General features: G+C 64.8%; 23 protein-coding genes. 12 read left to right on the forward strand and 11 right to left on the reverse strand.

The window, feature by feature from the left end:
- Positions 1-46 precede the first annotated feature (46 nt).
- The 4 genes from rplI to rpsF are packed head-to-tail and all read right to left on the reverse strand — an operon-like array spanning position 47 to position 1,520.
- On the reverse strand, positions 47-502 hold the full coding sequence (rplI, locus tag WA983_RS00525; RefSeq protein WP_424251218.1) for a 50S ribosomal protein L9: 456 nt from the start codon (positions 500-502) through the stop codon (positions 47-49).
- A gap of 16 nt (positions 503-518) precedes the next feature.
- The gene (rpsR, locus tag WA983_RS00530; protein ID WP_376814327.1) at positions 519-791 is read right to left on the reverse strand and encodes a 30S ribosomal protein S18; all 273 of its coding nucleotides are present in this window, start codon (positions 789-791) and stop codon (positions 519-521) included.
- Positions 792-838: 47 nt separating this feature from the next.
- Complete coding sequence (gene priB, locus WA983_RS00535; protein WP_424251216.1) at positions 839-1,132, reverse strand: primosomal replication protein N; 294 nt, start codon at positions 1,130-1,132, stop codon at positions 839-841.
- A gap of 19 nt (positions 1,133-1,151) precedes the next feature.
- Positions 1,152-1,520 (reverse strand): 30S ribosomal protein S6, encoded by a 369-nt coding sequence (gene rpsF, locus WA983_RS00540; protein WP_343838842.1) that lies wholly within the window; start codon positions 1,518-1,520, stop codon positions 1,152-1,154.
- Between the two features lie 368 nt (positions 1,521-1,888).
- Here rpsF and WA983_RS00545 point away from each other — a divergent pair, with 368 nt between their 5' ends.
- The 3 genes from WA983_RS00545 to WA983_RS00555 all read left to right on the forward strand — a co-directional run bounded on the left by WA983_RS00545 (position 1,889) and on the right by WA983_RS00555 (position 4,965).
- On the forward strand, positions 1,889-3,358 hold the full coding sequence (locus tag WA983_RS00545) for a hypothetical protein (protein WP_424251213.1): 1,470 nt from the start codon (positions 1,889-1,891) through the stop codon (positions 3,356-3,358).
- Positions 3,355-4,479: a hypothetical protein gene (locus tag WA983_RS00550; RefSeq protein ID WP_424311462.1), complete on the forward strand. Its 1,125-nt coding sequence runs from the start codon at positions 3,355-3,357 to the stop codon at positions 4,477-4,479. Before WA983_RS00545 ends, WA983_RS00550 begins: the two co-directional genes overlap by 4 nt.
- A gap of 111 nt (positions 4,480-4,590) precedes the next feature.
- Positions 4,591-4,965: a hypothetical protein gene (locus WA983_RS00555; RefSeq protein WP_424251209.1), complete on the forward strand. Its 375-nt coding sequence runs from the start codon at positions 4,591-4,593 to the stop codon at positions 4,963-4,965.
- Positions 4,966-5,029: 64 nt separating this feature from the next.
- On the opposite strand, the gene folE2 is transcribed toward WA983_RS00555, so the two are convergent.
- Genes folE2 through WA983_RS00575 form a run of 4 tightly spaced genes read right to left on the reverse strand, consistent with a single transcriptional unit; the run spans position 5,030 to position 8,916 of the window.
- Positions 5,030-5,842 carry a GTP cyclohydrolase FolE2 gene (folE2, locus tag WA983_RS00560; RefSeq protein ID WP_424251207.1) on the reverse strand — a complete coding sequence of 271 codons (813 nt, stop codon included), beginning with the start codon at positions 5,840-5,842 and terminating at the stop codon, positions 5,030-5,032.
- Positions 5,839-7,701: a 1-deoxy-D-xylulose-5-phosphate synthase gene (dxs, locus tag WA983_RS00565; RefSeq protein ID WP_424311468.1), complete on the reverse strand. Its 1,863-nt coding sequence runs from the start codon at positions 7,699-7,701 to the stop codon at positions 5,839-5,841. Before dxs ends, folE2 begins: the two co-directional genes overlap by 4 nt.
- A gap of 25 nt (positions 7,702-7,726) precedes the next feature.
- Positions 7,727-8,641: a polyprenyl synthetase family protein gene (locus tag WA983_RS00570; RefSeq protein WP_424251205.1), complete on the reverse strand. Its 915-nt coding sequence runs from the start codon at positions 8,639-8,641 to the stop codon at positions 7,727-7,729.
- Positions 8,638-8,916: an exodeoxyribonuclease VII small subunit gene (locus tag WA983_RS00575; RefSeq protein ID WP_424311463.1), complete on the reverse strand. Its 279-nt coding sequence runs from the start codon at positions 8,914-8,916 to the stop codon at positions 8,638-8,640. Before WA983_RS00575 ends, WA983_RS00570 begins: the two co-directional genes overlap by 4 nt.
- Positions 8,917-9,096: 180 nt before the next feature.
- Between WA983_RS00575 and WA983_RS00580 the strand changes: the two genes are divergently transcribed.
- Positions 9,097-10,254 (forward strand): aromatic ring-hydroxylating oxygenase subunit alpha, encoded by a 1,158-nt coding sequence (locus WA983_RS00580; RefSeq protein WP_424311464.1) that lies wholly within the window; start codon positions 9,097-9,099, stop codon positions 10,252-10,254.
- Between the two features lie 59 nt (positions 10,255-10,313).
- Here the strand turns inward: WA983_RS00580 and WA983_RS00585 are convergent, their stop codons facing one another.
- Complete coding sequence (locus WA983_RS00585; RefSeq protein ID WP_424249127.1) at positions 10,314-11,180, reverse strand: sulfurtransferase; 867 nt, start codon at positions 11,178-11,180, stop codon at positions 10,314-10,316.
- Positions 11,177-12,094 (reverse strand): DMT family transporter, encoded by a 918-nt coding sequence (locus tag WA983_RS00590; RefSeq protein ID WP_424249126.1) that lies wholly within the window; start codon positions 12,092-12,094, stop codon positions 11,177-11,179. The genes WA983_RS00585 and WA983_RS00590 overlap by 4 nt, the downstream gene beginning before the upstream one ends.
- A gap of 100 nt (positions 12,095-12,194) precedes the next feature.
- Between WA983_RS00590 and htpX the strand changes: the two genes are divergently transcribed.
- Positions 12,195-13,070: a protease HtpX gene (htpX, locus tag WA983_RS00595; RefSeq protein ID WP_424249124.1), complete on the forward strand. Its 876-nt coding sequence runs from the start codon at positions 12,195-12,197 to the stop codon at positions 13,068-13,070.
- A gap of 16 nt (positions 13,071-13,086) precedes the next feature.
- Positions 13,087-14,742 carry a Na/Pi cotransporter family protein gene (locus tag WA983_RS00600; RefSeq protein WP_424249122.1) on the forward strand — a complete coding sequence of 552 codons (1,656 nt, stop codon included), beginning with the start codon at positions 13,087-13,089 and terminating at the stop codon, positions 14,740-14,742.
- Between the two features lie 10 nt (positions 14,743-14,752).
- Here WA983_RS00600 and polA read toward each other — a convergent pair whose 3' ends face one another.
- Positions 14,753-17,473, reverse strand: coding sequence for a DNA polymerase I (gene polA / locus WA983_RS00605; RefSeq protein ID WP_424311465.1), 2,721 nt, complete (start codon positions 17,471-17,473; stop codon positions 14,753-14,755).
- Between polA and WA983_RS00610 the strand changes: the two genes are divergently transcribed.
- From WA983_RS00610 to WA983_RS00635, 6 genes are all read left to right on the forward strand, one after another.
- Positions 17,472-18,143 (forward strand): TIGR00730 family Rossman fold protein, encoded by a 672-nt coding sequence (locus WA983_RS00610; RefSeq protein ID WP_424249118.1) that lies wholly within the window; start codon positions 17,472-17,474, stop codon positions 18,141-18,143. The two genes, polA and WA983_RS00610, sit on opposite strands and share 2 nt — an antisense overlap.
- A 157-nt stretch (positions 18,144-18,300) precedes the next feature.
- The gene (locus WA983_RS00615; protein WP_424249116.1) at positions 18,301-19,089 is read left to right on the forward strand and encodes a transporter substrate-binding domain-containing protein; all 789 of its coding nucleotides are present in this window, start codon (positions 18,301-18,303) and stop codon (positions 19,087-19,089) included.
- Between the two features lie 115 nt (positions 19,090-19,204).
- Positions 19,205-19,894 (forward strand): ABC transporter permease, encoded by a 690-nt coding sequence (locus WA983_RS00620; RefSeq protein ID WP_424248673.1) that lies wholly within the window; start codon positions 19,205-19,207, stop codon positions 19,892-19,894.
- Positions 19,891-20,601 carry a histidine ABC transporter permease HisM gene (gene hisM / locus WA983_RS00625; protein WP_424248669.1) on the forward strand — a complete coding sequence of 237 codons (711 nt, stop codon included), beginning with the start codon at positions 19,891-19,893 and terminating at the stop codon, positions 20,599-20,601. Before WA983_RS00620 ends, hisM begins: the two co-directional genes overlap by 4 nt.
- A gap of 5 nt (positions 20,602-20,606) precedes the next feature.
- Complete coding sequence (locus WA983_RS00630; protein ID WP_424248667.1) at positions 20,607-21,374, forward strand: ABC transporter ATP-binding protein; 768 nt, start codon at positions 20,607-20,609, stop codon at positions 21,372-21,374.
- 139 nt (positions 21,375-21,513) lie between these two features.
- Positions 21,514-22,419, forward strand: coding sequence for a hypothetical protein (locus WA983_RS00635; RefSeq protein WP_424248666.1), 906 nt, complete (start codon positions 21,514-21,516; stop codon positions 22,417-22,419).
- Positions 22,420-22,459 lie beyond the last annotated feature (40 nt).

Raw genomic sequence — 22,459 nt, forward strand, 5'->3', positions numbered from 1 at the left:
CCATCCCTACATTACCACGAGGCAGGGGGCGCGGCCTTGCAATGGCTTAGGCCATTTCGCCTTGCACGGTGACCGAGATGTCGGCCACCACGTCGGCGTGCAGTGCGACCTGCAGCGGGAACTCGCCCACGGTCTTGATGGCGCCGTCCGGCATGCGGACTTGAGCCTTGTGCACGTCGGCGAAGCCGGCGGCCTGCAGTCCGGCGGCCACGTCCATCGTGGTGACCGAGCCGAACAGACGGCCGTCGACGCCAGCCTTCTGGCTCAGGACCAGCACGTAGCCGGACAGCTTTTCGCCCACGGCCTGAGCCGCGGCCAGCTTGTCAGCCTGGTGCTTTTCGAGTTCGGCGCGACGGGCCTCGAATTCCTTCAGGGCGGCGTCGGTCGCACGGCGGGCGATCTTCTGGGGGATCAGGTAGTTGCGGGCATAGCCGTCGCGCACGCGGACCACATCACCCAGGTTGCCGAGATTGATGACTTTTTCAAGCAGAATGACTTGCATGACAGGAAACCTCGGATCAGTTGTGGTTGTCGGTGTACGGCAACAGGGCCAGGAAGCGCGCGCGCTTGACGGCGGTGTCCAGCTGGCGCTGGTAGTGCGCCTTGGTGCCGGTCAGGCGGGCCGGGATGATCTTGCCGTTTTCCTGGATGAAATCGCGCAGGGTGTCCAGATCCTTGTAGTCGATCTCTTCGACCTTGGCGACGGTGAAGCGGCAGAACTTGCGGCGCTTGAACAGCGGATTCTGTTGCCCGAACTTGCGCTTTTCCTTGGTTTTCTTGAAGTAAGCCATGATGGTTGCCTTTCTCTGTGGCCGGGCCTCTGCCCGGCATGTTCATTTCAGTGTGCCTGCGCGATCCGCTGGATGTGGAACACCAGCCGGTCCGAACCCTGCCGCAACGGCGCCAGGAATCCGATGGCCTGGATCAGTGCGCCGATCGGCGCTGCTGCCAGTTCCTGGGCTACGTCTCCCAGTGCGACCGCCTGCAATTCCATGCGGACGATGCGAAGAGAGCCGGCCTCGAGGACCTCGGATTCGTGTGCCATCCGGAGCCGCAACACCGGCGTACCTGCCGGCGTGTGGCGCAGCGGCTCGGCCTCGGCCAGACGCGCTGCGATTTCGACCCGGTTCACGGAACGCGCAAACTCCGGATCAGGAATTCGTGGACTCGGTGGCGGTCGCCTTGCGGGCTTCCTCGCGCTCGACCGACTTCATCATGATGGACGGTTCGGTGTGAGCGTGCTTGGTCTTGACGAACAGGTGGCGCAGGATCGCGTCGTTGTAGCGGAACGAGTGCTCGAGTTCGTCCAGGGCGGTCTGGCCGCACTCGATGTTGAAGCACACGTAGTGGGCCTTGACGAGCTTCTGGATCGGGTAGGCCAGTTGGCGGCGGCCCCAGTCCTCGACGCGATGGATCTGGCCGCCATTGCTGGTGACCATGGCCTGGTAGCGCTCGATCATGGCGGGCACTTGCTCGCTCTGATCGGGGTGCACGATGAACACTACTTCGTAGTGGCGCATGTAAAGACTCCTTGTGGATATCTGTGGTGTTGACAGACAGCCCGCCGGCACGATGCAGCCCCCTTCCTGGGAAACCACGGACGCGCCAAAAAACGGCGCGCCACAAGCACGGTCGAGCAAGTAACCCGGCATTCTAGCACATCGACCTGATTTAAGGCTAAGACGCTGACTGGCCATTGACTAAAGTCCTGGCCAGCCTCCTGGCGTCAGGTCCGGGCCGAGGATCGGGGCGCCAGTGTTCGAGCTGCCCTGATCTCCCCTATTTTGGGGACGAAATCAAAAACAAGGTTCAGTAGCATATTCCTTCTGATAGCGGGGCCGCTGATGGATGCGAGTCCGGCAGATTCTCAGCACATCGGGGGGGATACATGATGCATGAACATAATGATCGTGGCGGGTGGCTGCGGTCGGTCGGACTGGCTGTATCCGGTGTGGCGCTGGCCCTGTTGGGCGGTTGCGCCACCCATGTGGCCAATCTGCCTGCCGAGATGAACCCCCAGCCCGTCGCGCATCAGATGCAGATGCCGGAAGGCGCCATTGTCAGCATCCAGTTTCCGCTGGTCACCTCACCGGAGGCGCTGGCCCAGCTCAAGGAAAAATATGCCTGCCGATACAACGATTTCCTGAACCATCCGTTCAGCAGTTGCGGCAACTCGTCTTTTAGCAGCCGCTATGTGCCCTTGCTGGCCGAGCAATCCACGTATTACGCAGCCGAGCTGAAGACCATTCTGGGTCGCTACATGGATATCGACCGGGTCCGGCTGGAGCCTTTCGTGCTGGACTACGCCCAAGGCCGCTTCGTCAATCGCCCCGTGCTGGCAGCACCCGGCGTTTCGACGCTGATCATCGAGCTGTACGACCTGCCCAGCGCGTTGACGGCAACTGCCGGATCGGGCTACACGCCCACCTTCAACATCCGCACCGCTGCGTCGCAATCCCCGGCAACCTGCGGCAATCTGGTCATGGTGGCGGGGCATCACCAATTTTACAAACCACAGGCCGAGGACTGCCGGAACCTGGCAGTGCGCGACGCGCCCGCGTTTGCGCCGCTGCATTATTACTCCGCCAAAACCACCCCGTTGACGGACTATCCCAAGCATAAAAAGGCCTTGCAGGCGGGCTTCGTCACCACCTCAGAAAGTGTGTGGGAGAAAAACCAGGACATGTACCTGAAACGGAGTATCGAGGAAGGTTTCACGGTGACATCCGACACTATCCAGAATGACACCTCGGACTGGATCGCGCGCATGGCGGTCCATGCGCTGGGGCAGATCGACCTGCCTGCGGTGTACCGGCAGAGCCTGACCGGATACGTGCACCGCTACGACCCGGCGCTGGCCGAGCGGGTCGCAAACCAGACGCCCCAGCCCAATGACGCGCGCAACCTTGCCATCATCGAAAAGCTGCTGAGCGCGGAAAACGATTGGCTGCTCGCGCAGGACAATGCCCTGCAGCAATCCATCCTCAATGGCAATTACGGCAAGAGCTTCCGCCAAAGCCGACGCCTGTTGGCCGATGGCTACGACAAAGCACAAGGGCTGGGCTGGATGAAGGTCGGTGCCGTGCTGGCGGGCGGTTTCAGCTCCGGCCTGTTTGGCGGCGCAGGGGCTTACAACCCGACGGCCTTGACCAGTCATGTGCTGAATACCGAAGCGCTGTTTGACCAAAGAACCGAGGCTCTGTCGCAAGCCCTGCTGCAAGAGCTGGTGCCCGGCGCTGAACTGCGTGCCAAAGCCATCGACGTGACGATCGAGGGGATGAAAACCACAATCAGCGGTGAAAGCCAGGATGATATTTATCGCCAATTGCAGACGATTTATAAAAAATTGCGTACATGACGCCGCTCAAAATGACGCTGCTCAATACGGTCTGCGTGTCTACGAGACACCCGGAGGTCGCCCGGCGAGGGGGCCCCGCCCCACCCCGGCGATTGCGCTGCACGGCCACAGGACCGGCGGCTGTCGTTCTGGCCCTGTCCGGTGCCCTGGCCGGGTACAGTACGCCGGCCTCAGCGGCCCCGGCTGCCTCGACGGCCTCATGCGAGGCATCGCAGAAAGAGTTTGCGCTGCTGGCGTCCATGGGCATGCGTGACGAGGCCGCCAGCGCCTGGAAAGCCTTGCCTGCATCCTGCCGCAAGGCGCTTGGGAAAACCGGCAAGCCGCCCGCCGCGAATGCCGCCGCCGGTGCGATCCTGCACTATGGTGCGCAACTGCATGCGCAGTATAAAAATCAGCACCTGCGCCAACTGCAGCAGCCGCTGGCCACGATCGAAGTCCCCGAGGTCAATCAGTCAGCCCTGGCGGGCTTGGGTCCGGACAATATGGCACGGGCCATCGGCGGCATGGTGCTGGATCTGGCAGCCACCGGACTGTCCTCCCATCAGCAGCACGACCTGTCCAAGGCCGCAGCCCAACTGGGCGATGCCGTCCGGGGCGACGAGCAACGCTGGTGGGATAATCCGCAATCATCGGGCGTCGGCCATGGCGCGCCAGGCCAGGGAGGCGCCGATGGCGCGCCGGTTTCCCGGATTCCCCTGCCCGCCGGGATGTCCTCGGCGTCGTGCCGGGGGACCTTCGCTTTTCTGGCGCCTGCCATGCATGATTTTCCCGACGCGACCTTGCGTCAAGCCCGCACGGACCTGCTCGCCCAAAGCATTCCCGATACCTTTCAGCAGATCCGCAGGCAGGTCCCCAATAAGAATCAGGCGATGCAGGCCCTGAAAACGCAGCTCGCCAGCATCGAAGCGACCGTCGCGAGGGCCAAAGCGCAGGCAGACGAGAGCGACGGACGGGGCGACCAGGTCAGCACACGCGAAGTCGAAAACAACAAGATCGGCTTTGCCCTGCAATGCACACCCGGCGTGGCCACCATCCACATGGGCGGGGTGTGTGACTACATCTTGTGGCGCTGGCAGAGCCTGATCTATCGGGCGATGATCGACCTGTATCCGCGCTGCTGAGGCGCTCCCATCCGTTCCCCAAGCCCTTGGCTGGACATCCGGCCACGGGCCGGTCCCTGTGTTTACCCTAGTATCCTGGCTGTCCTGTTGGATGAAACATGAAGCGATGCCTTGATGCAAGCCGCCGCGCAGGTCAACGCGTCCTATCTCTGCGTCACCACGCAAAACGAACCGACCAAACAGCTTGATGTGCTGGAGCCGATCCAGTTACCGCAAAGCACGGTCGACACCTGTCTCAAGGATTTTCAGGCGCTCAACCCCAGCAATCTGTTGCACGTCATGCCTCAGGAAGGGGTGGAATATCTGGACTGGGACGCTGTGTGTAGCGATCCCGCTGGGAAAAAGCGGATCCGCTGCCCAACTGCGATCCATCGAGGAATCCACCGTGCGCTCACACGTCAAATCCATTTCCCGCAAAATGCACGTGCACAGACAGCACGATCTGGCGCGCCTGCTGACGGAACTGGCTACGGTGAAAAGCCCTGATCAACCTCGGCGCACGCATCGTCCCGCCGGGAATTGAGGCGTCAGCGTGCTGATGACTGCTGTTCTAGTGGCTGCTGACCACCGCGTAGGCGGAGTGGTTGTGGATGGACTCGAAATTTTCCGCCGTGACCCGATAGGACGCCACCCCGGGCAGGCGTTGCAGCATCACGGCCACGTCGCGCACCAGATCCTCGACGAATTTCGGGTTCTCGTAGGCGCGCTCGGTGACGAATTTTTCGTCGGGCCGTTTCAGCAGGCCCCACAGCTCGCACGAGGCCTGGGATTCCACACCGCGGATCAGGGCATCCAGATCGACGGCCTGGACCGCATCGTATTCCAGGTCTACGGAAACGTGCGAACGCTGGTTATGGGCGCCGTATTCCGAGATCGCCTTCGAGCAGGGGCACAAGCTGGTCACCGGCACCTGGACGGACAGGGAAAAGCGCGGCGTCTCGCCCCGGCGGGCGTGGACGGACCAGCGCACCTGGTAGTCCATCAGGCTGCGCACGCCGGACACCGGCGCGGCCTTGTCGATGAAATAAGGAAAGTCGGCCGCAAGATCGCCGGCATCCGCATGCAGCAGGTCCAGCATGGATTGCCCCAGTTCACACAGGGCGGCGGGCGTCATCGGCTGGACGCGATGCGATTCCAGCAGCGCGATGAAGCGCGACATGTGCGTGCCTTTTTCCTCGGCTGGCAGGGCCACGGTCATTTCCCACAGGGCAATCGTGGCCTGGGGTTGACCAGTGCCGGTCGCCACCAGGAGGGGATGACGCACACCGCGCACCCCCACTCGCTGGATGGCGATCCGACGCGTATCCGGTCCGCTTTGCACGTCTGGCATCGCCGTCGCGACCGGATCCAGCAGGGTGTTCATGACGCATTCCTTTTCAAGCGTTGACGGATCGACGCCTCGATTCCGTCAGCATTCAGACCGAGACCGGCCAGGATGGCCTTCTGGTCCCCGTGATCGATGAATTCATCCGGCAAGCCCAGTTGCAGCATCGGCCGGATGATCGCTTCCCGGTTCAGCCACTCGGCCACGGCGCTGCCTGCGCCACCCATGATGGCGCCCTCCTCGATCGTGACGAGCAGTTCGTGGGTGTCGGCCAGACGCCGCAGCAGCGCCTCGTCCAGCGGTTTGACAAAACGCATGTCCACCAGCGTGGCATCCAGTGATTCGGCCGCGCGCGCGGCCTCGGGCAGCAAAGTGCCGAAGACCAGCAGCGCGATGCCCCGGCCCTCGCGGCGCACCACGGCGCAGCCCAGTTCGACCGGGTCCAGGCTGTCGCCCGGCTCGGCACCGCAACCGGCGCCACGCGGGTAGCGGACCGAGGCGGGGCCGTCGTGCAGGAAGCAGGTGTTGAGCAGCAGCCGGGCCTCGCGTTCGTCCGAGGGCGTGGCGATCACCATGTTCGGGATGCAGCGCAGGTAGGCAATGTCGTAGTTGCCGGCGTGAGTCGCCCCATCGGCACCGACGATGCCGGCCCGATCCAGGGCGAAGGTCACATCCAGGTTCTGCAAGGCCACGTCGTGGATCAACTGGTCGTAGCCGCGCTGCAGGAAAGTGGAGTAGATCGCCACCACGGGCTTGCAACCCTCGCAGGCCAACCCTGCGGCAAAGGTCACCGCATGCTGTTCGGCGATGCCGACGTCGAAATAACGCTGCGGAAAGCGGCGCTCGAATTCGACCATGCCGCTGCCCTCGCGCATGGCGGGCGTGATGCCCACCAGACGGGTGTCGGCGGCGGCCATGTCGCACAGCCAATCACCGAAGACCTGGGTGAAGGACCGGCGCGCGGGAGCGGTGGGTTTCTGGATGCCGACCGAGGGATCGAATTTCCCCGGGCCGTGATACAGGACCGGATCGGCCTCGGCCAGCTTGTAGCCCTGGCCCTTGCGCGTCACGACGTGCAGGAACTGCAGGCCGCCGAGCCGGCGTACGTTTTCCAGGGTGGGGATCAGCACGTCCAGGTCGTGACCGTCGATCGGCCCCATGTAGTTGAAGCCCAGTTCCTCGAACAGCGTGGCCGGCGACAGCATGCCCTTGGCGTGGCCTTCCAGCTTGCGCGCCAGCGCCAGCACGGGCGGCACGTGTTGCAGCACGGCCCGCCCCATGTTCTTGGCGTGTGCATAGAACTGGCCCGACAGCAGGCGGGCAAAGTAATAGTTCAGCGCCCCCACCGGCGGCGAAATCGACATGTCGTTATCGTTCAGCACCACCAGCAGGTTCACGTCGGACGTGACGCCGGCGTTGTTCAGAGCCTCGAAGGCCATGCCGGCCGTCATGGCCCCGTCGCCGATGACGGCGATGTGCTGGCGGTCGATACCGGCGTTGCGCGACGCCACCGCCATGCCCAGCGCGGCGGAGATCGAGGTCGAGGAATGCGCCGTGCCAAAAGCGTCGTACGGTGATTCGGTGCGCTTCGGAAACCCGGAGATGCCGCCGTGCTGGCGCAGGCCGGACATGGCCTCGCGGCGCCCGGTCAGGATCTTGTGCGGATAGGATTGATGGCCCACATCCCAGATCACCCGATCATCGGGCGTGTTGAACGCATAGTGCAGCGCCAGAGTCAGTTCCACCGTCCCCAGGTTCGAGGACAGGTGCCCCCCGGTGCGCGATACGGAATCCAGCACGAACGCCCGCAGCTCGGCGGCCAGTTCCTTGAGATCCCGACGGTCCAGCCGACGCAGATCTGCCGGCGATTGGATGTCTTCCAGTAGTCTAGTCATGATGCTTTGAATCCAGGGCCTGTCCACGCTAATGGGACCGCCCGATGATATAGTCGGCCAGTTCGCGCAGACGGCCCGCAGACGGCCCCAGCGGCAGCAGCGCGATGTACGCCTGTTCGCGCAGGCTGTCCAGCAGTTCACGCGAACCCTCGAGCCCCATGATGGAGACGTAGGTCGGCTTGCCCTGGGCGGCGTCCTTGCCGGCGGTCTTGCCTAGCGTGACCGAATCGGCGGTCACGTCCAGGATGTCGTCCACTACCTGGAAAGCCAGCCCCATGGCCGCAGCGTAGGATTCCAGGCCGGCACGCGCCGTGCTGCTGGCCCCCGCCACTACCCCGCCCAACAAGACGCTGGCTTCCAGCAGGGCACCGGTCTTCATGCGATGCATGTGCTGCAGCGCCTCGATCGGCAGCGCCTGGCCGACGCTGGCGCAGTCGATGGCCTGACCGCCCACCATGCCATCGCTGCCGGCCGCGCGGGCCAACAGTTGAACGGCCTGAACGGTCAGGGCCGGCGCAATCGGCATCTGCGCCAGACAGTCGAAGGCCAGCGGCTGCAAGGCATCCCCGGCCAGCATGGCCAGGGCCTCGTCGTCGAACTGGCGATGGACCGTGGGTCGGCCGCGCCGCAGGTCGTCGTCGTCCATGCAGGGCAGATCATCGTGGATCAGCGAATAGGCGTGGATCAATTCCACCGCGGCAGCGGCGGCGTCCAGCGCCAGATCCTGGGCGGCGGCCGTCCCGGCTGCACGACTGGCCTCGCCGGCCGCGTAGACCAGGGCGGCGCGGACCCGTTTTCCCGGCCCCAGGACGGCGTAGCGCATGGCCTCGTGCAGGCGCGCGGGGTCGTCCTGAACTGGCGGCAGCAGGTCGTCGAGCACTGCTGCGACGTGATCCACCCGGCCGCCGAGCCAGGCGTCGAAATTTCCTGGTACAGCGCTCATGTCGCGTCCCGCGCCGTCGCGTCGTCGTCGAAAGGCTGGAGCAACTGGCCCTGCAACACCTGGACCTGCTGTTCCACCGTTTCCAGCCGCCGCTGGCACACCTGAGCCAGCGCCACGCCACGCTGATACAAGGCAATGGATTCGTCCAGGCCCAGATTGCCGTCGTTCATACGGCCGGCCAGGCCTTCGAGTTCGGCCAGCGCCGTTTCGAAGTCCTGGGGCAATGGATCGGCGGGCCGGAGCGTGGAGTCCGGCGAGGTTTGATCGTTGACCATGGGTTTCATCTGAGCATTCCAGACTGAATTGTACGGGAACCCCGCCGGACCACGAAACCGCCCCCGCCCCCGCTGGCGGGGGTGGGGTACAATTTCGGCCCCTGCCCCGGGCCGCGCCACGCGCCGGGCCGGGGAGCCCGGACGGCGCTCCGGACAGTCTCATTCTTGCGGGGGGAACCAATGACCAACCCTTATATCCCTTCCGACACGGATCTGGCCAGCCAGCTTCCGGTCCAGCACTATTTCGACCCGGCCATCCTGGCCCGGGAACGCAGCCACATCTTCGAACGCAGCGCGCGCTACGTAGGGCACGAAAAAATGGTGCCCGACCCCGGCGACTGGCGCACCCTGACGCATGAAGGGAACGGACGCGTCCTGCTGCGCGACCGCACTGACGTGCGCCTGCTGTCGAACGTCTGCCGTCACCGTCAGGCCCTGATGCTGGGCGGCCAGACCGGGCGGGACGCGGACTGTGCAACGGGAAATCTGTGCAGCACGGGTGGGCGCATTCTGTGCCCCATCCACCAATGGAGCTACGACACGCAAGGCCGCCTGCTGAACGCCCCGCTGTTCCCGGAAAAACCGGACCTGCGGTTGCGGGACTTCCCGCTGCGCGACTGCCACGGCCTGCTGTTCGAAGGCGCACGCGACCCCCTGGCCGACATCGGCAGCCTGTTCGAGCGGCCTGAATTCGATTTTTCAGACTACGTGCTCGATCACGTGGAAGTCCACCCCTGTCATTACAACTGGAAAACCTTCATCGAGGTCTACCTGGAGGACTACCACGTCGGCCCCTTCCACCCAGGACTGGGACGCTTCGTCACCTGCGACGACCTGGAATGGGAGTTCGGAGAATTCCACAGCATGCAGAAGGTCGGCGTGCACCAGGCCCTGGGTCAGCCAGGCACCGAGGTCTATCGCCAATGGCACGACCGCCTGCTGCAATACCGGTCTGGCTCAACGCCCGAGTTCGGCGCGATCTGGGTCACGTATTTTCCCACCCACATGATCGAACTCTATCCCCACGTCCTGGTGCTGTCCACGCTGCACCCCGTCAGCCCCCAGGAAACCGTCAACGTGATCGAGTTCTACTACCCCGAGGAAATCGTCGCCTTCGAGCGCGAATTCATCGAAGCCCAGCGCGCAGCCTATCTGGAAACCGCGATCGAGGATGATGAGATCGGCGAGCGCATGGATGCCGGCCGCCGCGCCCTGATGGCGCGCGGCGAGAGCGAATGCGGCCCGTACCAGAGCCCTCTGGAGGACGGCATGGCACATTTCCATGCCTGGTACCGGCGGATGATGAGCCCGGACAGGGATCAGTCCCCTACGGACTGATCCCTGCCAGGCGAATCGGAGCGCCTTGCAAGGCGCGAGGCGGGGGATCGCCCGCAGGTTCAGTCGCCTTTCGCGACCGGCCGGGCCGCATCCGCGCACCATTCGCTCCAGGAACCCGGATACAGGGCCGAACCGCGCAGGCCGGCCAGTTCCATGGCAAACAGATTATGGCAAGCGGTGATGCCCGAGCCGCACTGGTGGACGATGCCATGGTCCAGGCGGTGGCCCAGTTGAGACTCAAATTCCGCGCGCAGTTCGCTGGCCGGCTTGAAGCGCCCATCCTCCCCCAGATTGCGGGCGAAGGGCCGGTTCAGGGCCCCCGGGATGTGACCGCCCACCGGATCCATGGGTTCGACCGCGCCGCTGAAGCGCTCGGGCGCACGCGCGTCCAGCACCGTAAAACGCGGTTCGTCCAGATTGGCCAGGACGGCGCGGGCGTCGACGACGGGCATGGTCGGCTTGCCCGCAGGCGTCAGACCCTGGATTGCCTGGGCCTCGCTGAGAGACGGTGCGCGCACACCGGTCTCGGCCGCCCCGCCTGCCGCCTGCCAGGCAGCCCAGCCCCCGTCCAGCACCGAGACAGCATCGTGTCCCAGCCAGCGCAGCATCCACCACAGATGCGCCGCGAACATGGCATTGCCGGCGTCATAGACCACCACTTCGGTGCGGGCCGTCAGGCCCTGGGCACGCATCAGGGCGGCAAAATCGGCGCGATCCGGCAAGGGATGGCGGCCGTTGCGCCCGGTCTTGAGGGCGCACAACTGGGTTTCATGGTCCAGGAACAGGGCCCCGGGCACGTGACCCGCTTCGTAGGCCCGTCGGCCCGCCTGATGGTCCGCCAGATCGTGGCGCACGTCGAAGACCAGGCAACCCGGCCGGGCCAGGCGGTCGCGCAGGGCATCGGGCTGTATCAACAATGCGGTCATGACGGGTTTACCTCCTTCGTGGGAATGCCTGCGCCTTCGGGCCGCGCCGCACCATCTCCCCGCAGAGCGCGGGCCTCGGTGTACGTGCGCCAGACCGACAGCAGGCCGGAACCGATGATCAGCGCCATGCCTGCCCAGGCCAGCGGCGTCGGCCGATCGCCCCAGAACAGGACGCCGATCAGGGCGGCAAAGATGATGGTCATGTACTGCAGCGCCGCCGTCAACAGGGTAGACCCCAAGCCGAAGGCCCGGGTCATGGCCAACTGGCCCACCAGCCCGGCAGAACCCAGGCCGATCAGGGCCAGCAAGACCAGCGGATCGCTCGTGCGCCAGCCCTGCAGCGCGATGCCGACCACACCGCTGAAGCAAACCCCCAGCGAAAACAGCAGCACCGTGCGCCATTCAGGTTCGCCGATCTGTCCCAGTTGGCGGATCTGCATCATGGCGATCGCCGCCAGCCCGCCTGCCCCCAGTCCCATCAGGGCCGCGAGCCACTGGTCGTGTTCGATGCTGGGACGCAGCACGCCCAGTACCCCCAGGAAACCGGCCAGCACCGCCAGCACGCGCATCGGATCGCGCTGAGCACCGCCGAAAAACAGCAGCCAGCCCGCGATGAACAGCGGCGCAGTGTAGTTCAGGCTGACAGCCGTGGGCAGGGCCAGATGGGCCAGTGCGAAGAAGCCCAGCCACATGGATGTGATGCCGCTGAGATTGCGCCAGATGTGCAGGCGCCAACTGGACGGGCGTATCGTGCGCCGCGTGTAACGCGCCCAGCCATACAGCACCAGGACGGAAGGAATCCCCCGAAACAGGACGATTTCCGGCAGCGTGGCGCCAAGGTCGGCGGAAACCTTCACGAAGGCCCCCATCATGGCGAACATGGCGCAGGCCAGCAACATCCACAAAGACTGCATGCGTCACCAAAGACAGGGATACGAGCCGAAAGCCAATACTATACACTTTGAGACATCATCACCCTCTTCCTTGTCATCCCTTCTGCGGAGCCCCGCCCCCATGAAACGCATCATCCTGTTCCTCGTGACCAATATGGCGGTCATGCTGGTACTCAACATCACCATGAACCTGCTGGGCGTCGGCCGCTACCTGACCGCCAACGGCATCGATCCGGTCGCGCTGCTGGTGTTCGCCGCAGTACTGGGCTTCACGGGTTCGTTCATCTCGCTGCTGATGAGCAAATGGATGGCCAAGTCCAGCACCGGCGCCCGGGTCATCGACCCGCAGCGGCCCGCCGACCAGCGCGAGGCCTGGCTGGTCAACACCGTGCACCAGTTGGCCGACCGGGCCGGCATCGGCCGCCCCGAGGTCGCCATCTACGAAGGCGCGCCCAACGCGTTCGCCACCGGCGCCTTCCGCAACGATTCCCTGGTGGCCGTCTCCACCGGCCTGCTCTCGTCCATGACCGAGGAAGAAGTCGCCGCCGTGCTGGGCCACGAGGTTTCGCACATCGCCAACGGCGACATGGTGACTCTCACCCTGATCCAGGGCGTGGTCAACACCTTCGTCATCTTCCTGTCGCGCCTGGTCGGCTATTTCATCGACCGTGCCGTGCTGAAAAACGAGCGTGGCGTGGGCATGGGCTACTACGCCAGCGTCTTCATCTGTGAAATCCTCTTCGGCGTGCTTGCCTCGATCATCGTGGCCTGGTTCTCCCGCCAGCGCGAATTCCGCGCCGACGCGGGTGCGGCCCACCTGATGGGTGCGCGCGAACCGATGATCCGCGCCCTTGCCCGTCTGGGCGGCGTAGAGGCCGGCGAACTGCCCAAGTCCTTCGCAGCCTCGGGCATCGCAGGCGGCGCCATCGGCGCCCTGTTCGCCTCACACCCGCCCATCGAGCAACGCATCGAGGCCCTGCGCCGCCAGTCGGCCTGAAACGAACGGTCCGGATGTGCGTGAACTCCAGGTCCTGATCGCCTTCGGTGGCTACGTCGCTCTGCTGCTGTGGGGCGTCCATATGGTGCAGACCGGGGTGCAGCGGGCCTTCGGCAAGACGCTGGGCCTGTGGATGGGACGCGCCATGGGCTCGTCCCCGCGCGCTTTCGGCACGGGCTTGCTGATCACCGCCGCCATCCAGAGCAGCACGGCCACCGGCCTGATGATCACCGGCTTCGCCCTGGACGGCCTGGTGCCCCTGGTGCCGGGCCTGGCAGCCATGCTGGGCGCCAACGTCGGCACCACGCTGATTGTCCAGGCGCTGTCCTTCGACCCGACGGCCCTGGCGCCCGGTCTGGTGCTCGTGGGCGTCTGGATGTTTCGCCACTACGAGCCGGGCCGCGCCCGCGACCTGGGACGGGCACTGATCGGCCTGGGCTTGCTGCTGCTGGCCCTGCACCAGTTGGTGACCCTGTTCGAGCCGCTGCAGAACGCACCGCTGCTGGGCAGCGCCCTGCAGGCCCTGGCCGGCGCGCCGGTCATCGCCCTGGCGGTCAGCGCAGCGCTGACCTGGGCCTCGCATTCCAGCGTGGCCGTGGTCGTGCTGATCATGTCGCTGGCCCATCATGACCTGGTCTCGCCGGAACTGGCCTATACGCTGGTCCTGGGCGCCAACCTGGGCACCGCCATCAATCCGGTCCTGGAAGGCGGCGGCGACGGCAATCCGGCTTCCCGCCGCGTGCCCATGGGCAATCTGGGCACCCGCGTCGCCGGCTGCCTGCTGGGCATGGCCCTGCTGCCCTGGGCCGGAACCATCATGGCGGCGCTGGGCGATGCCTCACACGGCGTGGCGAACTTCCACCTGCTGTTCAATCTGGTGGTAGCCGCCTGCTTCATGCCGGCGCTGCAGCCCTATGCCCGGCTGCTGCAGCGGCTGCTGCCGATGCGCGTCGACCCCCACGACCCGGCCCGCCCCCAGTATCTGGACGAATCCGCCCGCGAAGTCCCGGCCGTAGCCCTGGGCCAGGCCGCCCGCGAAGCCCTGCGACTGACGGACTTGCTGCGCGAGTCGCTGCAACTGACCGGACAGGCCCTGCTGCGCGAGGACCCCAGGGCCACCAGCCAGGCGCGCTACCTGAACGGAGCCATCAGCCAGCTCGACCGTTCGGTGACCACCTATCTGGCAACCCAGGATCAGGAAAGCCTCAGTGCCGATGACGAGCAGTACCTGAAGTCCATCCTGGCCTTTTCCATGAACATCGCCTATGCCGCCGACGTGTCCGGCATGGGCCTGCTGGGCCACGCCGGCAAACTGCACAAGAAGCACTGGGCACTGGACGCCGAGCAGCAGGCTGAACTGGCCGAGGTCCTGGAACGGCTGCAGCGCAACCTGCGCCAGGCCGCCGCCCTGCTCGTCTCGGGCGACCGCGCCACAGCCCGCGCCCTGGCGTTTGAAAAGGAACACTTCCGCGCCCTGGAGAGCCGGGCGGCCGAGCGTCACCTGAACCGCATCAAGACCGGCCGCCTCGAAGTCGCCGAAGTCGGCGCTTTCTACCTGGAAATCCTGCGCGACGCAGGCGGGGTGAACGCCTGCCTGGTCAACGCGGCGGCCTACCCCATCCTGGACCGCCACGGCGAACTGCGCCCCAACCGGCTGCGCGAATCGGAGTAGGCTCCCGCACTCAGTGCGCGGCGCCCCAGTCGGGACCGACTCCGACCTCGGCGACCAGCGGCACCGCCAGTTCCGCCACCCCTGCCATCAGCGCCGGCACCCGTTCGCGCAGGATATCGACCTCGGCCTCGAGCGCATCGAACACCAGTTCGTCGTGGACCTGCATCACCATCAGGCTGCGCAGACCCTCGGCGTCCAGCCAGTCCTGGACCGCCACCATGGCACGCTTGATGAGATCGGCCGCCGTGCCCTGCATGGGCGCATTGATGGCGGCGCGCTCGGCGGCGGCCGCGCGCGGCCCCTTGGCGCCAGCCAGTTCCGGAAAATACAGACGCCGCCCGAACACGGTTTCCACATAGCCCTGCTCGCGAGCCTGGCGGCGCACGCGGTCCATATAGTCGGCCACGCCGGGATAGCGCATGAAGTAGCGATCGATATAGGATTTGGCCGCCGCCCGGGTGATGCCCAGATTGCTGGCCAGACCGAATTCACCCATGCCGTAGATCAGGCCGAAATTGATGGCCTTTGCCGCGCGGCGGTGTTCTGCGTCGACCTGGTCCGGGGGCAGACCGAAGACTTCGGCCGCCGTGGCGCGGTGGATGTCCTGCCCCTGGGCAAAGGCCCGGCGCAGGTTCTCATCACCCGACACGTGCGCCATCACGCGCAGTTCGATCTGCGAGTAGTCGGCCGACACGATCTTCCCCAGGCTGGACACGAAGGCTGCACGCACGCGACGGCCCTCGGCCGTACGCACGGGAATGTTCTGCAGGTTCGGATCGGACGAAGCCAGCCGCCCGGTCACCACGGCAGCCTGGGCGTAGCGCGTGTGCACGCGGCCCGTGCGCGGGTCGATCATGCGCGGCAGCTTGTCGGTGTAGGTGGATTTCAGCTTGGCGATACCGCGATAGTCGAGCAGCAGGCGCGGCAAGGGGTAGTCGGCCGCCAGCCGGGTCAGGACATCCTCGTCGGTGGACGGCGCGCCGCCCGCCGTCTTGCGCAGCACCGGCAACTGCATGCGCTGGAACAGGATCTCGCCCAGTTGCTTGGGTGAATTCAGATTGAAGGGCTGGCCCGCCAGGACGTGGGCCTGGGCTTCCAGATCGATCATCTGCCGGCCCAGCTCGTGGCTCTGCGTCGCCAGGACTCCGGCATCGATGGCCACGCCGTTGCGTTCGATGCGCGTCAGCGCGTCGGAAACGCGGATCTCCAGTTCGTACGTGTCATTCAGCCCCGTTTCGGCCTGAACCTGCGGATACAGGACCTGATGCAGGCGCAGGGTGAAATCGGAGTCCTCGGCGGCATAGTGCGCGGCCTGATCCAGTGCGACCTCGTCAAAGCCGATCTGGCGCACGCCCTTGCCGCACAAGTCCTCGTAAGTCGTACCCGTCAGCCCCAGCCACTGAATGCAGAGATCCTGGAGGTTCACCCGTCGATGGGACTGCAGGACATAGGCCTGCAGCATGGTGTCATGCCGCACCCCACGCAGGGCAACCCCTTCGTTGGCAAATACGTGGGCATCGTATTTGGCGTGGTGCAGCAGCTTGGGCGCTGCCGGGTCTTCCAGCCAGGGACGCAGGCGTTCCAGCACCAGGGCACGGTCCAGTTGATCGGGCGTGCCCGGCGCGCGATGCCCCACCGGAACATAGGCGGCATGGCCGGGTTCGATGGCAAACGACAGCCCCACCAGGCGGGCCGCCATCGGGTCCAGACTGGTGGTTTCCGTGTCCAGGGCTACCAGGGGCGCGGCTTGCAGCCGTGCCAGCCAGGCGTCCAGCGCCGCCTCGTCGAGTATCGTTTCGTACTGCACCGTGTCCGGCGCAGGGGGCGCCTCGTGCGCCACACGTGCATCCTGGTCCGGGATGCGGTCCGGTTCGCCTGTTTCCTCGCGCAGCCAGGTCCGAAAGCCGTAGTTCTCGTACAGTTGCACCAAGGCCTCGCGGTCTGGCGCGCGCAGGTCCAGCGCGGCAGGTTCCCAGCCGGCTTCCAGGTCGCAGTCCAGGCGGACGGTCAGCAGTTCGCGCGTCAGGGGGAAGTTCGGGGCCGCCGCACGCAGGTTTTCTCCCGCCACGCCGCGGATTTCCTCGGCGCGCGCGACCAGCGTATCGATGTCGCCATATTCACCCAGCCATTTGACGGCGGTCTTGGGGCCGACCTTGGCCACACCCGGCACATTGTCCACCGTGTCGCCGACCAGCATCAGATAATCGATGATGCGCTCGGGCGGCACGCCGAACTTGCGGATCACACCCTCGCGATCCTGGCGTTCGCCCGACATGGTGTTGATCAGTTCGACCCGGTCATTGACCAATTGGGCCAGATCCTTGTCACCCGTCGAAATGATGGTATAAAAGTCGTTTTCGCCCGCCTGGCGCGCCAGAGTACCGATGATGTCATCGGCCTCCACGCCCGGCGCCGCAATCACCGTCCAGCCCAGCGCAGCGGTGGCCTGATGGATCGGCCCGATCTGGGCACGCAGATCCTCCGGCATCGACGGACGATTGGCCTTGTAATCAGGGTAGATCGTCTCCCGGAACGAACCACCGGGCGCGTCGAACACGCAGGCCCCATGCGTGGCCACGTCCTTGTAATCCAGCAACAGCCTCCGTAACATGGAGATGACGCCATACAAGGCTCCGGTGGGCTCGCCGCGCGCATTACGCAGATCAGGCATCGCATGGTAAGCGCGGTACAGGTAGCTGGACCCATCCACGAGCAACAAGGTTTTTTTCATGACGAACAATAAGACGAAACGCGCTTCGGCCGAACAACAGATTCCCACGATTATTGCAGAGATGCGCGCGGCCGCCGCCGCTTTTCAGAAAATCGGTCTGGGGGTCAGCCTTTTCGGCAGTGCCCGCATTCCCCACGACCACCCCTTCTATGCCGTGGGCATGGAACTGGGCGAGCGCATCGCCCAACTGGGCCTGCCGGTGATCGCCGGCGGCGGCCCCGGCCTGATGGAAGCCGCCAACCGCGGCGCCTTCGAGGCGGGCGGACGCAGCGTCGGCCTGAACATCCGCCTGCCGCGCGAAAAAACGGACAATCCCTACCAGACCGACAGCCTGCACTTCGAATTCTTCAATGCGCGCAAATCGGCGTTCTTCATGTACAGCCTGGCCTACGTGGTGCTGCCCGGCGGCTTCGGCACGCTGGACGAACTGTTCGAAGCCATCACGCTGATCCAGACGATGAAGCAGCCGCCCGCCCCCATCATCCTGGTGGGCGTGGAATTCTGGTCCGGTCTGGTGGACTGGGTTCGCGACCAGTTGCTGACCCACGGCATGATCGGGCCCTTCGACCTGGACCTGCTGCTGGTCACCGACGATCTCGACGAAATCGTCCGTGTCATTCAGGAAGCCGCCCAGATCGAGCAGCGCCGCGAACCCGCACTGCCGACCTGAACCACGCCGCACACCCGGACTCCGGGCGCACCACCGCGAAAACCGGGACTGAACCTAAGGGTAACGCTGGATGCGCCCGGGCGAAAACCTGGGTTAACATCACGCCTTGTTACCGTCGGCTGGCCATCAGCCACCCGACTCCCCAGGAGAAAATTCGATGAAAACCACCCTGCTTGGCGCCGCGCTGCTGATCGCGGCCGGCCTGATCCCTGCTGTCGGCTCCGCCGCCGACGCCAAGGAACTCAAGATCGCCACCGAAGCCGGCTATCCTCCGTTCGAGTACCGCAACCCCAACGGCCAGCTCGAAGGCTTCGACATCGACATCGGCAACGAAGTCTGCAAGCGCATGAACCACACCTGCGTGTGGATCGACATGTCCTTCGACAGCCTGATCCCCGGCCTGCAGGCGCGCAAGTTCGACCTGGCCAACTCCACCATGACCGCCACCGAAGCCCGGAAGAAAGTCATCGACTTCTCCACGCCCATGTACATCGTGCCGGTCAAGCTGATGGTCAAGAAGGGCAGCGGCCTGGAGCCCACCGCCGAATCCCTGAAGGGCAAGCGCGTCGGTGTCCAGCAGGGCACCACGATGGAAACCTACGCCCGCAAGCACTGGGCGCCCAAGGGTGTCGAGGTCATCGCCTATCCCAGCTACACCAACGCTTACGTGGACGTCACGGCCGGCCGCCTGGACGCCACGTTCCAGGAAGCCCAGAGCGCAGTCGACGGCTTCCTGAACAAGCCCGAAGGCGCCGGCTACGAGCTCGCCGCGATGACGCTGGACGATCCGATCCTGAACGAACCCATCGCCATGGGCATCCGCAAGGGCAACGCACTCAAGGCCGACGTGGACAAAGTCCTCAAGGCCATGCTGGCCGACGGCACGATCCAGGGCTACGCGAAGAAATACTTCGCCGAGGGCCTGATCAAGTTTCCCGCCCAGTAATCCCGCGCCGCCGCGCCATGTCACCTGACCGCGCGGCCAGCCCATCCCAATCCGGGCGCGGCCGCCCCGGCGCATGCGCCGGGGCGGCCCGCTCTTTCGCCTACCCCCGATTTCCATGTTTCTAGACGGCTACGGCCCCCTGCTGCTGGCGGGGACCTGGGTCACCATCAAACTGGCGTTGCTGTCCCTGGCCGTGGCCGTGGGGCTGGGACTGCTGGGCGCCTGGGCCAAGCTCTCGACCTCATGGAGCGCCCGCCTGACCGCCACGGCCTATACCACCCTGATTCGCGGCGTTCCTGACCTGGTGCTGATGCTGCTGATCTTCTTCAGCATGCAGATCTACCTGAACGAGCTGACCGATCTGCTCGGCTTGGACCCGATCGACATCGATCCCTTCGGCGCCGGCGTGCTGACGCTGGGCTTCATCTACGGTGCCTATTTCGCCGAGACCTTCCGGGGCGCCTTCATGGCCGTACCCCACGGCCAGATGGAAGCCGCCACCGCTTACGGGATGCGTGAATTCCAGGTCTTTCGCCGTGTGCTGTTTCCGCAGATGATGCGCCACGCCCTGCCCGGCATCGGCAACAACTGGCAAGTCCTGCTGAAATCCACCGCCCTGGTGTCCTTGATCGGCCTCTCCGATCTGGTCAAGGTGGCCCAGGACGCCGGCAACGTCACCTTCCGGGTGTTCCTGTTCATCAGCCTGACCGGCCTGATCTACCTGGCCCTGACGACGGTATCCAACGGCATCCTGTTCTGGTTGAACCGCCGCTACAGCGCAGGCGTGCGCGAGGCGCAGCTATGAGCGACGTACTCGAACAATTCTGGCGCGCCTTTCTGTACACCAACAACGGCAGTCTGTCGGGCATGGCCGTCACCCTGTGGCTGCTGGTGCTGTCGGTGTCGATGGGCTTTTTCATCTCCATCGGCCTGGCCGTGGCCCGGGTATCCTCGCGTCGCTGGCTGTCGGTCCCGCTGTGGATTTTCAGCTATATATTCCGCGGCACGCCGCTGTACGTACAGATCCTGTTCATCTATGCGGGCATCTACAGCCTGGATTTCATCAAGGAAACACCCCCGCTGGCGGCGTTCTTCCAGTCCGGGTTCAACTGCCTGGTGCTGGCCCTGACGCTGAATACCGTCGCCTACACCATGGAAATTTTCGCCGGCGCCATTCGCGCCACCAACGCAGGCGAAATCGAAGCCGCGCGGGCCTATGGCATGACGCGCTTCGCGATGTACCGCCGGGTGATCCTGCCTTCTGCCCTGCGCCGCGCGCTGCCGGCCTACAGCAACGAGGTCATCTTGATGCTGCACGCCACGTCCCTGGCCTTCACCGCCACCGTGCCCGACATCCTCAAGGTGGCCCGCGACGCCAATTCGGCCACCTACCAGACCTTTGCCTCCTACGGACTCGCTGCCCTGCTCTACCTGTGCCTGTCGTTTACACTGATCGGGCTGTTCCGTCGGTTCGAACGCCGCACGCTGGCCTATCTGGGCACCCACCGCTGATCCCCATGTCCAAACTCGACGTACTCAACATCCACAAACGCTATGGCGACAACGAGGTCCTCAAGGGCGTCTCGCTGACGGCTAACGCCGGCGACGTGATCTGCATCCTGGGCTCCAGCGGCTCGGGCAAATCGACCTTTCTGCGCTGCATCAACTTCCTGGAAAAACCCAACCAGGGTTCAGTTTCGCTGAACGGCGAACTGCTGAAGATCGTCCAAGACAAGCATGGCGAACCCCACGCGGCCGATCTGGACCAGTTGCGGCGCCTGCGCTCGAAGCTGGCGATGGTGTTCCAGCACTTCAACCTGTGGGCGCACATGAACGTGCTGGGCAATGTGATCGAGGCCCCGATCCAGGTGCTGAAACTCAGCCGGGCCGAGGCCGTCGAACGCGCCCGCCACTACTTGGCCAAGGTCGGCCTGGACCCCAAGGTCGAGACCCAGTATCCCTCGTCCCTCTCGGGCGGCCAGCAACAGCGCGTGGCAATCGCCCGTGCCCTGGCCATGGAACCCGAGGTCATGCTGTTTGACGAGCCGACCTCCGCCCTGGACCCCGAGCTGGTCGGCGAAGTCCTGAAAGTCATGCAGAAGCTGGCCGAGGAAGGCCGCACCATGCTGGTCGTCACTCACGAAATGGGCTTTGCCCGCAATCTGGCATCCCAGGTCATGTTCCTGCACCAGGGCGTGGCGGAAGAAACCGGCGCCCCGGCCGACATCTTCGACAACCCGCAAAGCCCACGGTTGCGACAGTTCCTGTCAGGGAACTTGAAGTAAGCCCCCCTCATCGCGGCGCCCTTGGGCGCCGTTTTCTTGAGTGCCTGTTGGTGAAAACCCCGAGCGATTCATTCAAATGAATGAATCGCTTTTGCACGTCGTTTGCTAGACTTCCCGAAAGAACACAATCGGGGGCGACATGGAAGGCAAAGGCACAGCCCTGGCGCTGAGTGCCATGGCCATCACGGTCATCCTGGCGCTGTCGCTGATCACCATCGCCTGGAAACGCACCGACATCCACGACCACATGCTGGGCGCGGTGCTGGGCATCATCCTGCTGGCCGCCGTGCTGGCCATGATGTTCCTGTTCTTCGCGCTGCCGGACAACCGGAGGCCCGTCGTCTTTTTTCTGACGTTCTTCGTCCTGCTGACCTTGCCGGGCAACGTCTTTCTGCACGCGCGGGCCTACACCGGGTTCAGCCTCAATGCCTACGACCTCGATGCGCCGGGCATGCCTTCGCCGCTGCCCTATCTGCTGCTCTACGCTCTGGTAGTCGCCCTGATCTTCATCCGCCTCGTCAGTTGGTCCATGACCTTCGATCCCGAACCGGGATCCCGCCCGATCACCCTGCAGGATCTGCGGCAACGCCTGCAGACCATCAACGACGGCGCTCAGTTTCCCTTCACCGTCGCCCCCGGCAAGCACCCGGACGAAATCATCGTGGACTGGAAATACGCCGACGCTGCCTGGCTGGACCTGCTGCGGGCGCACAAGATCACGAAACTCACCCGGCTGACGATCCGTCTCGACAAGTCCGATCACACGGCGCGGGTGCGCGAGACCCAATCCCAGTTCAACGCCTCGGCCGGCGCGGGCGGTGCCGGCCTGTCGTTCGACAAGCAGTGGGGCGCCATCACGTTCTACGAAACCAAGCGGGAAACGCTGTACGGCATCCAGATCGAGAACGGCCGCCCGGTGCCCAAACTCAGCTACAGCTATGAATTCGACATCCGGGAAATGCGCGATCCCCTGTTGAAACTGATCACGGCCAACGGCTGGACATTCAAATGTGTCACGCTACCTATCAAGTGGCTGACCGGCTAGGTGGGCGATGCCCTCAGCCCCACCAGCCCTGACCTTCGTG

The sequence above is a fragment of the Castellaniella sp. genome, from assembly GCF_049650445.1.
Classification (GTDB): Bacteria; Pseudomonadota; Gammaproteobacteria; order Burkholderiales; family Burkholderiaceae_B; genus Castellaniella.

Coding starts and splice junctions, on each gene's coding strand:
- rplI (WP_424251218.1), bottom strand. CDS start 502: ATGCAAGTCATTCTGCTTGAAAAAGTCATCAATCTCGGCAACCTGGGT.
- rpsR (WP_376814327.1), bottom strand. CDS start 791: ATGGCTTACTTCAAGAAAACCAAGGAAAAGCGCAAGTTCGGGCAACAG.
- rpsF (WP_343838842.1), bottom strand. CDS start 1,520: ATGCGCCACTACGAAGTAGTGTTCATCGTGCACCCCGATCAGAGCGAG.
- WA983_RS00545 (WP_424251213.1), top strand. CDS start 1,889: ATGATGCATGAACATAATGATCGTGGCGGGTGGCTGCGGTCGGTCGGA.
- WA983_RS00550 (WP_424311462.1), top strand. CDS start 3,355: ATGACGCCGCTCAAAATGACGCTGCTCAATACGGTCTGCGTGTCTACG.
- folE2 (WP_424251207.1), bottom strand. CDS start 5,842: ATGAACACCCTGCTGGATCCGGTCGCGACGGCGATGCCAGACGTGCAA.
- WA983_RS00570 (WP_424251205.1), bottom strand. CDS start 8,641: ATGAGCGCTGTACCAGGAAATTTCGACGCCTGGCTCGGCGGCCGGGTG.
- WA983_RS00575 (WP_424311463.1), bottom strand. CDS start 8,916: ATGGTCAACGATCAAACCTCGCCGGACTCCACGCTCCGGCCCGCCGAT.
- WA983_RS00580 (WP_424311464.1), top strand. CDS start 9,097: ATGACCAACCCTTATATCCCTTCCGACACGGATCTGGCCAGCCAGCTT.
- WA983_RS00585 (WP_424249127.1), bottom strand. CDS start 11,180: ATGACCGCATTGTTGATACAGCCCGATGCCCTGCGCGACCGCCTGGCC.
- WA983_RS00590 (WP_424249126.1), bottom strand. CDS start 12,094: ATGCAGTCTTTGTGGATGTTGCTGGCCTGCGCCATGTTCGCCATGATG.
- htpX (WP_424249124.1), top strand. CDS start 12,195: ATGAAACGCATCATCCTGTTCCTCGTGACCAATATGGCGGTCATGCTG.
- WA983_RS00610 (WP_424249118.1), top strand. CDS start 17,472: ATGACGAACAATAAGACGAAACGCGCTTCGGCCGAACAACAGATTCCC.
- polA (WP_424311465.1), bottom strand. CDS start 17,473: ATGAAAAAAACCTTGTTGCTCGTGGATGGGTCCAGCTACCTGTACCGC.
- WA983_RS00615 (WP_424249116.1), top strand. CDS start 18,301: ATGAAAACCACCCTGCTTGGCGCCGCGCTGCTGATCGCGGCCGGCCTG.
- WA983_RS00620 (WP_424248673.1), top strand. CDS start 19,205: ATGTTTCTAGACGGCTACGGCCCCCTGCTGCTGGCGGGGACCTGGGTC.
- hisM (WP_424248669.1), top strand. CDS start 19,891: ATGAGCGACGTACTCGAACAATTCTGGCGCGCCTTTCTGTACACCAAC.
- WA983_RS00630 (WP_424248667.1), top strand. CDS start 20,607: ATGTCCAAACTCGACGTACTCAACATCCACAAACGCTATGGCGACAAC.
- WA983_RS00635 (WP_424248666.1), top strand. CDS start 21,514: ATGGAAGGCAAAGGCACAGCCCTGGCGCTGAGTGCCATGGCCATCACG.